This is a genomic window from Pseudomonas taetrolens (genome assembly GCF_900475285.1).
Lineage (GTDB): Bacteria > Pseudomonadota > Gammaproteobacteria > Pseudomonadales > Pseudomonadaceae > Aquipseudomonas > Aquipseudomonas taetrolens.
This window is the reverse complement of sequence record NZ_LS483370.1, coordinates 3,877,378-3,891,664: the sequence shown is the minus strand read 5'-3', so window position 1 is coordinate 3,891,664 and position 14,287 is coordinate 3,877,378. Positions and strand designations below refer to the sequence as shown.

Sequence of the window (14,287 nt, the reverse complement as noted above, 5' to 3'; positions counted from 1 at the left end):
GGCTCCCTCGATCATGAATGAAGAGGCCGACTGACATGGAGCGTCTGACCCGCTTTTTTGCCGCGCTGACTCGTTGGGGACTGGGTCTGTGCGCCCTGGTTTTGGTGTTGACAGCGTTGTACGTCAGCCTGGGGCGCGAACTGACCCCGCTTGTGGCTGAATACCGTGCAGAAGTGCAGACCAAGGCCCGGGAAGCCCTGGGCATGCCGATGACCATCGGCAGCCTGGAGGGTCGCTGGAGCGGGATGTCACCGGTGTTGCTGGCGCACGATGTGATGGTGGGCGAGGGCAACACGGCCCTGCGCCTTGACGAAGTGCAGTTGGTGCCTGATGTGTGGGCAAGCTTGTTGAATCGCGATATTCGCATTGCTCATGTGCAGCTCAATGGTGTGCAACTGAGCCTGCGCCAGGACCAGGAGGGGCACTGGACGCTCGAAGGCTTGCCGATGCAAGACGATAAACCGCTCGATCCCGAGCAACTGCTGAATCAACTGCAGCGTGTTGCGCGCCTCTCCGTGCTCGACAGTCAGATCACCCTTGAACCTTTCAAGCAAGCGCCGTTGACCCTGACGTATGTTGGGCTGACGCTCGACGTGGGGCCTTCTCATCAACGTCTCGATGCACGTTTGACCCTCCCCGATGGCCAGCCCATGGCGATGAGCCTGAAAACCCAGGTCCAGGCCAGCCGCTGGCGGGATGGCGCAGCCCAGGCGTATGTCAGCCTGCCGCAAAGTGACTGGGCCAAATGGCTTCCGGAGACCCTGATCAAGCCGTGGACAGTGTCTGAGCTAAAAGCGGGCGGTGAAATCTGGTTCAACTGGAGCAAAGGCACTGTGCAGAGTGCCGTGGCCCGTCTGAATGCGCCCAAAGTACGGGGCGCTTATGCCGAACGAAAACCCGAAGCGGTCGAAAACCTGGCGTTGCGCGCCTGGGTGGAGCGTGGTGAACAAGGCTTCAAGGTCGTACTTGACTCCCTGGCGATGAACTTCGGTGAGACCCGCTGGGAAACACGGATGCAGCTGCAGCAATTCGCCGCGACCGACAAGGAGCCTGCGCGTTGGCATCTGCAGGCCGATCGCCTCGACCTGACCCCGATCACACCGCTGCTTGACTCGCTGGCGCCGTTGTCCGATGGCGTGGCAAGGGTGGTCGATCAACTGAAAGTCACGGGGACCTTGCGCAATGTGCTGGTCGATTACCGGCCAGACGCGAAGGACGATCAGCGGCTCAGCTTTGCGGCCAATTTGCAGCAGGTGGGGTTCAATGCAAGCCACGGAGCGCCCGCAGCCCGCAATGTCAGTGGCTTGATCAGCGGTGATCTGGGCAAAGGCGAGTTGCGGCTCGACAGCAAGGATTTCTCGCTGCATCTGGACCCGATCTTTGCCAAGGCCTGGCAGTATCAGCAAGCCAATGCCTTGCTCACCTGGACCCTGGACAAAGACAGTTTCACCCTGGTTGCCCCTTACATAAAAGTACTGGGTGATGAAGGCAAGATTGCCGCCGATTTTCTGATCCGCCTCTATTTTGATTCCGCCCAGGAAGACTACATGGACCTGCGGGTGGGGCTGACCGATGGCGACGGTCGCTACACCACCAAATATTTGCCTGAAATGTTGAGCCCTGCACTGACGGAATGGCTGAGCACCGCGATCATCAAGGGTGATGTTGAAGAAGGTTTTTTCCAGTACCAAGGCTCATTGAGCCACGACGTTACGCCCGAGGCGCGTTCGATCAGCCTGTTCTTCAAGGTTCATGTCGCCGAGCTGGCGTTCCAGCCGGGTTGGCCTCATGTGCGTAACGTTTCGGGTGATGTGTTTATCGAGGACAGCGGTATAAGAATCATGGCCAGTAAAGGCCAGCTTCTCGACACTCAGGTGCGTAACGTTGCGGTGAATATCCCCCATGTACCGAATGGCAAAGTGAGTCATCTGTTTCTGGACGGCAACTTTGACGGGAAGCTCGGTGACGGTCTGAAAATCCTCCAGGAAGCACCGATCGGTACTGCGTCCACATTCGCTGGCTGGCAAGGAGAAGGCTCACTCAAGGGGCGGGTCGACCTGGATATCCCGCTTGGCAAAGGCGCAGAGCCGAAGATCGGAGTCGACTTCAGCACCGACAAGGCGCGTTTGAAAATCAGCGAGCCTGAACTTGAACTGACGCAACTCAAGGGCGACTTTCGTTTTGACAGCACCAAAGGGTTGAGTGGCAAGGCTATCAGCGCCCGAGCGTTTGATCGTCCCGTCACGGCGCAGATCTTTGCCGACGGCAAGCCCGGAAAAATCAGTACCCGTATGGTGGCCAACGGTCATGTCGGGGTTAAAAGACTGACTGACTGGCTCAAGTTCAACCAGCCGATACCGGTAACGGGTGACTTGCCTTATCAATTGCAACTAACGCTGGACGGGGCTGACAGCCAATTGCGGGTCAGTTCTGACCTCAAGGGGGCGGTGATCGACTTGCCCGCGCCTTTTGGTCTGGCGGCCAACCAAAGCCGCAACAGCGTATTTCGCATGACGCTTCAGGGCGCCGAACGTCGTTACTGGTTTGATTATGGTGACTTGGCCAACCTTACGTTTGCTGCACCCAACGGCAAGTTCGAGGAGGGACGTGGCGAACTGCTGCTGGGTGAAGGCGAGCCGTTACTGCCTGCCAGGAAGGGCTTGCGGATTCGCGGCACGATGTCCGAGCTGGATGTTGCCCCGTGGCAAGCGCTGGTTGAGCGTTATGCTGGCAACGATCCGGGCAGCAGCGCCAAGCAATTGCTCAGCAGCGCAGACTTCAGGGTGGGCAAGTTGATTGCATTTGGGACTCAGCTGGATAAGGTGCATTTGGTGATGAAGCGCAATGCGGCGTCCTTCGCACTGCAAATTGACAGCCAGCAAGCCGTAGGGGCCGTGACCCTGCCGGATGCCAAAAACGCCCCGATCGTGGTCACCATGCAAAGCATTCGCCTGCCAGCGCCTGACCCCAAGGCCGTGGCGGACGAGAATGCGCCTGATCCGCTGGCGTCGGTTGATCCTCGCAAGATTCCTGCGCTGGACATCATTGTTCGCCAGCTCTATCAGGGCCCGGATCTGCTGGGAGCCTGGTCGCTCAAAGTGCGCCCGACCAGTCGCGGCATCAGCCTCAACAGTCTTAATCTGGGGCTCAAGGGCTTGCTGCTGGAGGGGGCCGGAGGCTGGGAAGGTGTCGCGGGCAACAGCCGAAGCTGGTACCAGGGACGTCTTGGCGGAGGCAATCTGGCCAATGTGCTTAAAAACTGGGGCTTTGCACCCAGCGTGACCAGTGAAAACTTTCACCTGGACGTCGACGGTAACTGGCCTGGTTCGCCCGCCTGGATCGGTCTCAAGCGCTTTTCCGGTACGCTGGATGCCACCTTGCGCAAAGGTCAGTTCGTTGAAGTCGATGGCAGTGCCCAGGTCTTGCGTATTTTTGGTTTGCTGAACTTCAACTCGATTGGTCGGCGCCTGCGTCTGGACTTCTCGGACTTGTTTGGCAAAGGCCTCAGTTATGACCGGGTCAAGGGTGTGCTCAATGCCAGCAGCGGTGTGTATCGCACCGGTAAGCCGATTGTAATGACCGGGCCGTCTACCAACCTGGAACTCAACGGTACGTTGAACATGCTCACTGACCAGGTAAATGCCAAACTGTTGGTGACCTTGCCGGTCACCAATAACCTGCCGATTGCGGCATTGCTGGTGGGCGCGCCTGCAGTGGGTGGCGCACTGTTTTTGCTGAACAAGCTGATTGGTGATCAGGTCTCACGTTTTGCCAGCGTGCAATACAGCATTCAAGGCCCATGGACCAATCCGAAGATCACCTTCGACAAGCCTTTCGAAAAAAAATAAGCCCGGTCTTTTGAGGAGTGCGTCATGTCTCTCGCAGTGATTCAAATGGTCAGCCAGAGCGATGTGCTGGCCAACCTGAGGCAGGCGCGGCGCTTGCTTGAAGAGGCTGCGCAGGGCGGCGCACAGCTGGCCGTGCTGCCTGAAAACTTCGCTGCCATGGGACGGCGTGATATCGCCGATATAGGCCGGGCCGAAGCATTGGGCGAAGGTCCGATCCTGCCGTGGTTGAAACAGACAGCCCGCGACCTCAAGTTATGGATAGTCGCGGGCACATTACCGCTGCCGCCGGTTGATCAGCCCATGGCCAGGGCCAACGCCTGTTCTTTGCTGGTCAACGCCGACGGGGAATGCGTTGCCCGTTATGACAAGCTGCACTTGTTCGACGTGGATGTGGCCGATAATCGTGGCCGTTACCGGGAATCGGATGACTATGCTCAAGGTGAGCAGGTGGTGGTCGCTGATACACCAGTCGGCAAGCTGGGCCTGACCGTATGCTATGACCTGCGCTTCCCTGAGCTGTACAGTGAGTTGCGGGCCGCCGGAGCCGAGTTGATTACCGCACCTTCGGCGTTTACAGCCGTGACCGGGGCGGCGCATTGGGAGGTGCTGATCCGTGCACGTGCCATCGAAACCCAGTGTTACCTGTTGGCTGCAGCCCAGGGCGGTGTTCATCCGGGGCCGCGCGAAACCTGGGGCCACGCCGCTATCATCGACCCTTGGGGCCGGATACTGGCCGGGCAGGCACAAGGCGAGGGTGTGTTGCTGGCCGAGCGTGACGCAGTTGAACAGGCGGCCATCAGAGCTCGCATGCCGGTGGTAAGTCATCGGCGCTTTTTTTCGCAGGGCGCGCAGCGACCTGCAACGCAGGACTAATTTTCAGGCCCGTGGGTTCAGCACTCAAAGATGCTGAGGCAGGGGCCAAGACGGAGTGAATATGAGCGAGTTGTTGACCTCAGTCAGCGAACACCTGTTGGCACCGGGTGGTGTCACCCTCGAAAGCCTGCAATCAGTATTGGGCGATCTGGCCGGCCCCGGGATCGATGCCGCCGATTTGTACTTTCAGGGCCAGATTTCTGAATCCTGGGCACTGGAAGATGGCATCGTCAAAGAAGGCAGCTTCAACCTCGATCAGGGTGTGGGTGTACGTGCCCAATCCGGCGAGAAAACCGGTTTCGCCTACAGCAATGCCATCACGTTAGATGCGCTGGGCCTGGCAGCCCGTGCGGCCCGCTCGATCTCCCGTGCCGGGCAACACGGCACGGTCCAGGCGTTCACCACCCAGGACGTGGCCCAGTTGTATGCGCCGGATAACCCTCTGGAAGTGATCAGCCGCGCGGAAAAAGTAGAGCTGCTCAAGCGCGTAGATGCTGCAACCCGTGCACTCGACCCGCGCATCCAGCAGGTCACCGTGAGCATGGCCGGCGTTTGGGAGCGGATTCTGGTGGCCTCCACCGACGGCGGCCTGGCGGCGGATGTTCGGCCGTTGGTGCGTTTCAACGTCAGTGTGATCGTTGAGCAGAATGGTCGTCGCGAGCGCGGCGGACATGGCGGAGGCGGGCGTACCGACTACCGTTATTTCCTCGCCGAAGACCGTGCCATGGGCTATGCCCGTGAGGCGCTGCGTCAGGCGCTGGTCAACCTGGAAGCGGTGCCGGCTCCGGCGGGTACCATGCCCGTGGTGCTGGGCTCGGGCTGGTCCGGTGTGTTATTGCACGAAGCGGTGGGTCACGGCCTGGAGGGCGACTTCAACCGCAAGGGCAGTTCGGCCTACAGCGGTCGCATGGGCGAAATGGTTGCTTCCAAACTCTGCACCATCGTCGATGACGGCACGCTGGCCGGTCGCCGAGGCTCGTTGAGTGTGGATGATGAAGGCACGCCAACCGAGTGCACCACTCTGATCGAGAACGGTGTGCTCAAGGGCTATATGCAAGACAAGCTCAACGCACGGCTGATGGGCGTGGCCCGTACCGGTAATGGTCGTCGCGAGTCGTATGCGCACCTGCCGATGCCGCGCATGACCAACACTTACATGCTCGGCGGCCAAAGTGATCCGGCAGAAATCATCGCGTCGGTGAAAAAAGGCATCTACTGCGCCAATCTGGGTGGTGGGCAGGTCGACATCACCAGCGGCAAGTTTGTGTTTTCCACCAGCGAGGCCTACCTGATCGAGGACGGCAAAATCACGCGTCCAGTCAAGGGTGCGACCCTGATTGGCAACGGGCCGGAGGCGATGAGCAAGGTGTCGATGGTCGGTAACGACCTGGCCCTGGACAGCGGCGTGGGCACATGTGGCAAGGATGGGCAGTCGGTACCGGTGGGTGTCGGTCAGCCAACGCTGAAGATAGATGCAATTACTGTAGGCGGTACGGGCGGGTGATGAGGGTCGGACGGGATGCGAGGCATCCCGTCCATGCACGAGATTTAACGCAGACCGCGTTGAGTCTCGTCCAGCCCTCGGATGTACTTGAACAATTTGCGGCTTGAAGCCGGTGCCTTGTTGTGTGCCAGCTCGTGTTTTGCCTGACGCACGATCGAACGCAATTGCTGGCGATCGGCTTCAGGGAACTCGGCGACAAACTTTTCCAGTACATCGTCATCGCCTTCGATCAGGCGGTCACGCCAGCGTTCGAGGCCGTGGAAACGTTCGTTGTATTGGCGAGAAGAGGCATCCACTTGTTCGAGCAAAGCAAGAATTTCGTCAAGCGGTTGATCGCGCATCAGCTTGCCGATGAACATCATATGGCGCTTGCGCGCAATATTGGCCGTGTGTTTTGGAGCATCTGCCAGCGCCCGGCGCAGTGCGTCGGTCAAAGGCATTTTGTTCAGCAAGTCAGGCTTGAGTGTCGTGAGACGCTCGCCCAGATCAACCAGAGCATGCAGCTCGCGTTTGACCTGCGATTTGCTTTTTTCGCCGTCGAAGGCGTCGTCGTAAGAATCAACCATGGTGGCAGTCCGCAAAGAAACGCCGCCATGATAACCAGTCGGGGGCCGCTTGTCCGGCCCGGTCGCTCGGCGGCCCTGCCGAAAACAGAATTTGAGTGGAGAAAACCATGAGTGCAGTAGAAAGCGTCGGCCCGCAGGCCCTGCCGGCACTGCAGGAGCAGGTCGAGCAAATCATCGCCGAAGCCAGGCGCCAGGGCGCCAGCGCTTGTGAAGTGGCGGTGTCGCTGGAGCAGGGGTTGTCGACTTCGGTGCGTCAGCGAGAAGTTGAGACCGTGGAATTCAACCGCGATCAAGGTTTTGGCATCACCCTCTATGTGGGCCAGCGCAAAGGCTCGGCCAGCACGTCAGCCACGGGGCCCGATGCGATCCGTGAAACCGTTGCTGCGGCGCTGGCGATTGCCAGGCACACCTCGGAAGACGAAAGCTCGGGTCTGGCTGATCCGGACCTGATGGCTCGTGATCTGAAAGATTTTGATGTTTTCCACACGTGGGACATTACCCCGGAGCAGGCCATTGAACAGGCGCTGGCCTGTGAGGCCGCTGCATTTGATGCAGATAGCCGGATCAAAAATGCCGACGGCACCACGCTCAGTACTCACCAGGGTTGCCGTGTATATGGCAACAGCAATGGATTTATCGGCGGTTCGGCGTCGACTCGCCACAGTCTGAGCTGCGTGATGATCGCTGAAGACAGCGGGCAAATGCAGCGCGATTACTGGTATGACGTGAACTGCCAGGGTGAGCTGCTGATGGATGCCGCCACCATCGGCCGGCGTGCGGCGGAGCGCGCTGCCCGCCGTTTGGGAGCCCGTCCGGTACCTACGTGTGAAGTGCCGGTGCTGTTCTCGGCGGAGTTGGCCGGCGGTCTGTTCGGCAGCTTCCTGGGGGCTATCTCGGGCGGCAACCTGTACCGCAAGTCGTCCTTCCTGCTGGATTCCATGGGCCAGCAGATTTTCCCGCAATGGCTGACGCTGGACGAGCGCCCGCACTTGATGCGCGCCCTGGGCAGCTCGTCGTTCGATAACGATGGCCTGGCAACCTACGCCAAGCCGTTCATCAAGGACGGCGAGCTGGTGTCTTATATCCTCAGCACCTACTCCGGCCGCAAGCTGGGCATGCCAAGCACCGCTAACGCGGGCGGTGTGCACAACCTGTTCGTGACCCACGGCGACGAAGACCAGGCGGCACTTATTCGCCGCATGGATCGCGGGCTGTTTGTCACTGAGCTGATGGGCAGCGGCCTGAACATGGTCACTGGCGATTATTCGCGTGGTGCTGCCGGCTTCTGGGTCGAGAATGGCGAGATCCAGTTCGCGGTTCAGGAAGTGACGATCGCTGGCAACATGCGTGACATGTTCAAACAGATCGTCGCGGTCGGGAATGACCTTGAACTGCGCAGCAATATCCGCACGGGTTCGGTGTTGATCGAGCGGATGACGGTCGCAGGCAGCTGACACCCCTGCGCGGTAATCGAGGCGTATCACCTGAAGGGTGATACGCCTTTTTTTGTGGCTGGCAAACGTCCGAAGGGGGGAGTTAGGAGGGTAGCCTTTAGCAGGCTTGTGTTGATAACGAATATCGCCTAATAATGAGACTCATTATCGAGCGAGCTTATGTCATGAGTTCTGTCTTGCATGAAGACCCGTATCTGGAAAGCTGGCGCTGGATGAGTCGCCAGATCCGTTGCGCGATGGTTCCGGACGAGCCGCGCCTGATTGCGCATTACCTGGCTGAAGGCGGCTACCTTGCCTGCTATACGGCGACTTCTCCCTGGACGATAGCCGTAACGTCCTTTCGGCTGTTGCTCGACACTGCAACGGATATTGCACTGCCCTGGCAATGGCGCAACGCGTGCCTGGATCATGCCTGGCGTCCGTTGCGTGACATCGAAACCCAAGCGCTCTGTGGCTGCCGACTTAAACGCTGGCAAAGCTTCGCCTGGCAGTTGGCAACATGCGAACTCGATCCTTCGATTTGTTTAACAGAACCGGTGCAAGGATTTCCTGATGAGTAACACTCGTATCGAACGTGACAGCATGGGCGAATTGCATGTGCCTGAAGCAGCGCTGTATGGCGCTCAAACCCAGCGTGCAGTGATCAACTTCCCGATCAGCCATCAACGCATGCCTGGTCAATTCATTCGCGCGCTGATCCTGGCCAAGGCAGCTGCTGCCAGGGCCAACGTGGAACTGGGACAAATCAGCGAGGCGCAGGGCCAGGCCATTGAAGAGGCTACGCAGATTCTGCTGGCCGGCGACTTCATGGAACACTTCCCGGTGGATATTTTCCAGACCGGTTCCGGCACCAGTTCCAACATGAACGCTAATGAAGTGATTGCCACCCTGGCCACGCGTGTACTGGGTGAGCTGGTCAATCCCAACGATCATGTCAATTGCGGGCAAAGCAGTAACGACATCATCCCGACCACTATTCATGTGAGTGCAGCCTTGGGCTTGCATGAACAATTATTGCCGGCCTTGACGCACCTGGTGCAGGTGATCGAGCACAAGGCCGGGCAGGTGCACGTCTACGTCAAGACTGGCCGCACCCACTTGATGGACGCTATGCCCGTGCGCATGAGCCAGGTCCTCAACGGCTGGGCGCAGCAACTCAAGGCCAACATCGGGCATTTGCAGGACTTGCAGCCTGCGCTGCAATCGCTGGCCCAGGGTGGCACGGCGGTGGGCACCGGTATCAATGCACACCCGCAGTTTGCCGGGTTGTTCAGCCAGCAGCTCAGCACCTTGACCGGGGTCATCTTCACGCCTGGCAAAGACCTGTTTGCCTTGATTGGTTCACAGGACACCGCGGTGTCGGTCTCGGGGCAGCTCAAGGCCACGGCCGTGTCGTTGATGAAGATCGCCAACGACCTGCGCTGGATGAACTCCGGCCCGTTGGCAGGTCTGGGCGAAATCGAGCTCGAGGCCTTGCAGCCGGGCTCTTCCATCATGCCGGGCAAGGTCAATCCGGTGATTCCTGAAGCCACGGCGATGGTTGCAGCGCAGGTTATCGGTAATGACGCGGTCATTACCGTGGCCGGCCAGTCGGGCAACTTCGAGTTGAACGTGATGCTGCCGGTCATCGCCCAGAATCTGCTAAGCAGCATTGAGTTGCTGGCCAACGCCAGCCGTCTGCTGGCCGACAAAGCCATCAGCAGCTTCAAGGTCAACGAGGGAAAGCTCAAGGAGGCGTTGTCGCGCAATCCGATTCTGGTGACTGCGCTGAATCCGATCATTGGCTATCAAAAAGCCGCTGAAATTGCCAAGGCTGCCTATCAGCAAGGGCGCCCGGTGATTGATGTGGCCCAGGAATACACCGACCTGCCACGCAGCCAGCTTGAGGTTCTGCTGGATCCCGAGAAGCTGACAGCCGGCGGTATTTAACGCATCGACACTGCTTTGGAGGCGCACATGGAACACTGGAAACGCACGATCGAAAGAGCCAATCGCTGTTTCGCCGAGGGCGAGCTGGTTGATGCGCGAGAACATTACTTGCAGGCGCTTGCTTTGGCGCAGGTGCTGTTCGAACGCTGGAGTGATGCCGATGAAGCCGTCGCCGCGTGTGTGATTTCCCATCACAACCTGGCGGATCTGCACTTGCGCTTGAATCAGCCGGAGGAGAGTGTCGAGTACTTGTGTGCGATTCATCAGCGTTTGTTGCAGACCCTTCAGAACCCCCGACTGGCGCCGGCATTGCGTGAAGCAGCACTGCGCCAGAGCAGCAAAACCTATGTTGAATTGTTGAATTTCATCAGCGAGCACGGCGAATACCCGCGCACCAGTCTTTTGCTCAAACGCAACGTGGCACAGTCCTGCCACGAATTCTCAACGGTCAGTGGCCATCACCCGGGAGTCCATTGAAATGACTTACACCTTGCCAGTCTTGCCTTATGCCTATGACGCGCTTGAGCCGCATATCGATGCGCAGACCATGGAAATTCACTACACCAAGCATCATCAGACCTATATCAATAACCTCAATGCCGCTGTCGAAGGCACCGAGTGGGCGCAATGGCCTGTCGAGAAACTGGTCGCCAGTGTTCATCAGCTGCCCGAGCAACTGCGTGCCGCCGTGATCAATCAAGGTGGCGGGCATGCCAACCATTCGCTGTTTTGGGAGGTCATGAGCCCTGCGGGCGGAGGGCAGCCTGAAGGCGTATTGGCCAGGGCCATCGATGAGCAACTGGGTGGGCTGGAATCGTTCAAGGAGAACTTCACCAAGGCGGCCTTGACCCGTTTTGGCAGCGGCTGGGCATGGTTGTGCGTGACTCCGCAAAAAAAACTGGTGATCGAAAGCAGTGGCAACCAGGACAGTCCTCTGATGAACGGTAATACACCGATTCTGGGGTTGGATGTGTGGGAGCATGCCTACTATCTGCGCTATCAAAATCGTCGCCCCGAATACATCAATGCGTTCTACAGTGTGATCAATTGGCCAGAAGTGGCGCGTCGTTATCAGGCTGCGATGGCCTGAGCCAAGCCTACTCAAAAGGATTCAGGCGGATTATGGGCACGCAAATATTAGCGGTCGGCGGTGTACGGATGTTTCGTTATGCCCTGGGCTCGCTCTTGCTGTTGGCGGGCACGGCCTTGTTGGTTGCAAAGGGGCTGGTCTGGCTGGATCTTGAGCCGCGGATGTTGCGCGCGCTTCAGGGCGGTGCGCTCTGTGCGCTGGGAACGGCACTCGGGGCGGTACCGGTGCTGGTGATACGCAAAATGCCGATGGCTGTCAGCGATACGTTGCTGGGCTTCGGCGCGGGCGTCATGCTGGCTGCCACCGCCTTTTCGTTGATCGTTCCAGGCATTGCAGCCGCTGAAAATCTGGGGCTGTCATCCTGGGCCTCAAGCGGGCTGGTCAGTGCGGGTATCCAGCTGGGGGCGTTTTTTCTGTTCCTGGTGGATCTCAAGGTGTCCGGGGCCGGACCGCAAGGGTTGAGCAGTCGCCCGGGCGAACCTGTTATTGCCCCGCGTATCTGGTTGTTCGTGATTGCCATTGTGGCGCACAACATTCCGGAAGGTATGGCAGTCGGGGTTTCGGCGGGTGGCGGCATGCCTGATGCCGATAGCCTGGCCATGGGGATTGCGCTTCAGGATGTTCCGGAAGGGCTGGTGATCGCGTTGGTTCTGGCGGGCGCAGGGATGTCGCGGGTGAGGGCCTTCCTGGTGGGCGCGGCGTCAGGTCTGGTTGAGCCTGTGTTTGCGGTGCTGTGCGCATGGCTGGTAAACCTTGCCCAGGTGCTGTTGCCCTTGGGCCTGGCCCTGGCGGCAGGTGCTATGTTGCTGGTGGTGACTCAGGAGGTCATCCCTGAGTCGCGTCGCAACGGGCACGAAAAGCTGGCCAGTCTGGGGTTGTGTGTCGGGTTCTGTCTGATGATGGTGATGGACACTGCATTGGGGTAGGGGAAAGCCGGCTATATGATCTGAACCTGCACGGGCAATCGGACGACGTTCGATTGCTCGAGCAGATTTCAAAATCACTGCGATTCAGCCACTGCACGGGATCATCGCGAGCAAGCTCGCTCCTGCAGAGATCGTTTCAGTGATTACTCGCCTTCATCGAAGTAGTTGTTGATCAATGTCACCAGCGCTTCCAGCGCTTCCTGCTCTTGCTCACCTTCAGTCTTGAGATGAATGGTAGTCCCTTTGCCAGCAGCGAGCATCATCATTGCCATGATGCTCTTACCGTCGACCATGGATTCCGGCGAGCGGCCTGCCTGGATCTGGCAGGGGTATTTCCCGGCGATGCCCACGAACTTGGCGGATGCACGAGCATGCAAGCCCAGTTTGTTGATGATTTCTATTTCCAGAGCAGGCATCGCGGGTTAAATCCTTTCAAGTAAGGTCGCGGTGGCGAACCTGGACGTTCTTCAGAGTTTTTTGCAGGCACTTGCCGAGTCGTTCGGTCAGGTAGACAGAGCGGTGATGACCGCCCGTGCAGCCGATGCCAATGGTGACATAGGCGCGGTTGCTGGCGGCAAAACGCGGCAGCCACTTGAGCAGATAGCTGGAGATGTCCTGGAACATCTCTTCGACATCCGGTTGGGCTGCCAGGTAGTCGACGACGGGCTGGTCCAGCCCGGATTGTTCTCGCAGTTCGGGTTTCCAATACGGGTTGGGCAGGCACCGCACATCAAACACCAGGTCGGCGTCCACCGGCATCCCGCGCTTGAAGCCGAACGACTCCACCAAAAAGGCAGTACCGGCTTCTGGTTTGTTCAGCAGGCGCAACTTGATCGTGTCGCGCAACTGATACAGGTTGAGGTTGGTGGTGTTGATGGTGAGATCAGCAAGGTCGACAATCGGCCCCAGCAGTTGCGTCTCGTCGCGGATCGCTTCGGCCAAAGAGCGGCTGGCACTGCTCAGCGGGTGACGTCTGCGGGTTTCCGAGAACCGCTTGAACAAGGTTTCTTCGTCGGCATCCAGATACAGCACATCGCACTGGATATGCCGACTGCGCACCTCTTCAAGCAATTGCGGAAAACGCGATAAATGGCTCGGCAGGTTTCGCGCATCAATCGATACGGCCACCAGCGGCTGTGCCAGCTCGGTGTGAATCAGCGCACGCTCCGCCAGCTCCGGCAACAAGCCGGCAGGCAAGTTGTCGATGCAATAGAAACCGTTGTCTTCAAGGACGGCGAGGGCAGTGCTTTTACCGGAGCCGGAGCGTCCGCTGACAATAACTAAGCGCATGATTAATGACCGTTCTGTACGTCCAGAACAACCTGATACAGCGCTTCGTTGCTGGATGCGGCGCGCAGCTTCTCGCGCACGTCTTTACGATCGAGCATGCTGGCGATCTGCCGGAGCAGTTCCAGATGTGCATCGGTTGCCGCTTCAGGTACCAGCAAAACGAAGAGCAGGTCGACCGGCGCGCCATCGATGGCGTCGAAATCTATAGGGGCGTCGAGGTGCAGCAAGGCGCTGACTGGCGACTTGCAGCCCTTGAGGCGGCAATGGGGGATTGCAATTCCGTTACCAAAACCGGTGGAGCCGAGTTTTTCACGGGCAATAAGGCTCTCGAAAACATCCTGCATTTCGAGATCAGGCACTTCGCGACTGATCAGGTTGGCAATTTGTTCGAGTGCGCGCTTTTTACTGCCGCCCGGCGCGTTCACGAGGGAACGGCCGGGGGTCAGGATATTTTCAAGTCGAATCATGGGTAGGGAGTATTAACGACCGGTCGCGCCCTGGAGCAGGCTTTGGGTCTTTTCCTTATGCTTTTTCAGTTGGCGATCAAGCTTGTCAGTGAGCAGGTCAATTGCCGCATACATGTCGTCATGCTCGGCATTGGCAACGACTTCCCCTCCATGGATATGCAGAGTGGCTTCGATTTTCTGTTTCAGTTTTTCGACCGCCATCGTCACCTGTACGTTGGTAATCTTGTCGAAGTGGCGTTCCAGTCGGTCGAGTTTTTCGCCGATGTAAGCGCGCAGCGGTTCGGTGACTTCCAGTTGGTGTCCACTGATGTTGACTTGCATACAGTTTCTCCTTTTGATG

14 protein-coding genes are annotated in these 14,287 nt (G+C 58.6%); 9 read left to right on the top strand and 5 right to left on the bottom strand.

Features of this window, described 5'->3' with window-relative positions:
- Window positions 1-35 precede the first annotated feature (35 nt).
- From DQN55_RS18055 to tldD, 3 genes are all read left to right on the top strand, one after another.
- Window positions 36-3,848, top strand: a complete 3,813-nt coding sequence (locus tag DQN55_RS18055) for a YhdP family protein (RefSeq protein WP_048378553.1) — start codon at window positions 36-38, stop codon at window positions 3,846-3,848.
- Window positions 3,849-3,872: 24 nt separating this feature from the next.
- Window positions 3,873-4,721, top strand: a complete 849-nt coding sequence (locus DQN55_RS18050) for a carbon-nitrogen hydrolase family protein (RefSeq protein WP_048378554.1) — start codon at window positions 3,873-3,875, stop codon at window positions 4,719-4,721.
- Window positions 4,722-4,782: 61 nt separating this feature from the next.
- A complete protein-coding gene (gene tldD, locus DQN55_RS18045; protein WP_048378555.1) occupies window positions 4,783-6,225 on the top strand; it encodes a metalloprotease TldD in 1,443 nt (480 codons plus the stop codon).
- Between the two features lie 44 nt (window positions 6,226-6,269).
- Here tldD and yjgA read toward each other — a convergent pair whose 3' ends face one another.
- Window positions 6,270-6,791 (bottom strand): ribosome biogenesis factor YjgA, encoded by a 522-nt coding sequence (gene yjgA, locus DQN55_RS18040; protein ID WP_048378556.1) that lies wholly within the window; start codon window positions 6,789-6,791, stop codon window positions 6,270-6,272.
- 107 nt (window positions 6,792-6,898) lie between these two features.
- Between yjgA and pmbA the strand changes: the two genes are divergently transcribed.
- The 6 genes from pmbA (at window position 6,899) to DQN55_RS18010 (ending at window position 12,190) form a co-directional block, all read left to right on the top strand.
- A complete protein-coding gene (pmbA, locus tag DQN55_RS18035) occupies window positions 6,899-8,245 on the top strand; it encodes a metalloprotease PmbA (RefSeq protein WP_048378557.1) in 1,347 nt (448 codons plus the stop codon).
- Between the two features lie 164 nt (window positions 8,246-8,409).
- Complete coding sequence (locus DQN55_RS18030) at window positions 8,410-8,805, top strand: hypothetical protein (protein WP_048378558.1); 396 nt, start codon at window positions 8,410-8,412, stop codon at window positions 8,803-8,805.
- Window positions 8,798-10,174, top strand: a complete 1,377-nt coding sequence (locus DQN55_RS18025; RefSeq protein ID WP_048378559.1) for a class II fumarate hydratase — start codon at window positions 8,798-8,800, stop codon at window positions 10,172-10,174. Before DQN55_RS18030 ends, DQN55_RS18025 begins: the two co-directional genes overlap by 8 nt.
- A gap of 27 nt (window positions 10,175-10,201) precedes the next feature.
- A complete protein-coding gene (locus DQN55_RS18020) occupies window positions 10,202-10,651 on the top strand; it encodes a hypothetical protein (protein WP_048378560.1) in 450 nt (149 codons plus the stop codon).
- Window position 10,652: 1 nt separating this feature from the next.
- A complete protein-coding gene (locus tag DQN55_RS18015) occupies window positions 10,653-11,264 on the top strand; it encodes a superoxide dismutase (RefSeq protein ID WP_048378561.1) in 612 nt (203 codons plus the stop codon).
- A 32-nt stretch (window positions 11,265-11,296) separates the two neighbouring features.
- Window positions 11,297-12,190 carry a ZIP family metal transporter gene (locus DQN55_RS18010; protein ID WP_048378562.1) on the top strand — a complete coding sequence of 298 codons (894 nt, stop codon included), beginning with the start codon at window positions 11,297-11,299 and terminating at the stop codon, window positions 12,188-12,190.
- 143 nt (window positions 12,191-12,333) lie between these two features.
- Here the strand turns inward: DQN55_RS18010 and DQN55_RS18005 are convergent, their stop codons facing one another.
- From DQN55_RS18005 to hpf, 4 genes are read right to left on the bottom strand one after another with little or no spacing between them, the layout of a single operon-like run.
- Window positions 12,334-12,606 (bottom strand): HPr family phosphocarrier protein, encoded by a 273-nt coding sequence (locus DQN55_RS18005; protein ID WP_048378563.1) that lies wholly within the window; start codon window positions 12,604-12,606, stop codon window positions 12,334-12,336.
- Window positions 12,607-12,622: 16 nt separating this feature from the next.
- The gene (gene rapZ / locus DQN55_RS18000) at window positions 12,623-13,480 is read right to left on the bottom strand and encodes an RNase adapter RapZ (protein ID WP_048378564.1); all 858 of its coding nucleotides are present in this window, start codon (window positions 13,478-13,480) and stop codon (window positions 12,623-12,625) included.
- A 2-nt stretch (window positions 13,481-13,482) separates the two neighbouring features.
- Window positions 13,483-13,947: a PTS IIA-like nitrogen regulatory protein PtsN gene (ptsN, locus tag DQN55_RS17995; protein WP_048378565.1), complete on the bottom strand. Its 465-nt coding sequence runs from the start codon at window positions 13,945-13,947 to the stop codon at window positions 13,483-13,485.
- 12 nt (window positions 13,948-13,959) lie between these two features.
- The gene (hpf, locus tag DQN55_RS17990; protein WP_016781796.1) at window positions 13,960-14,268 is read right to left on the bottom strand and encodes a ribosome hibernation-promoting factor, HPF/YfiA family; all 309 of its coding nucleotides are present in this window, start codon (window positions 14,266-14,268) and stop codon (window positions 13,960-13,962) included.
- Window positions 14,269-14,287: the final 19 nt, after the last annotated feature.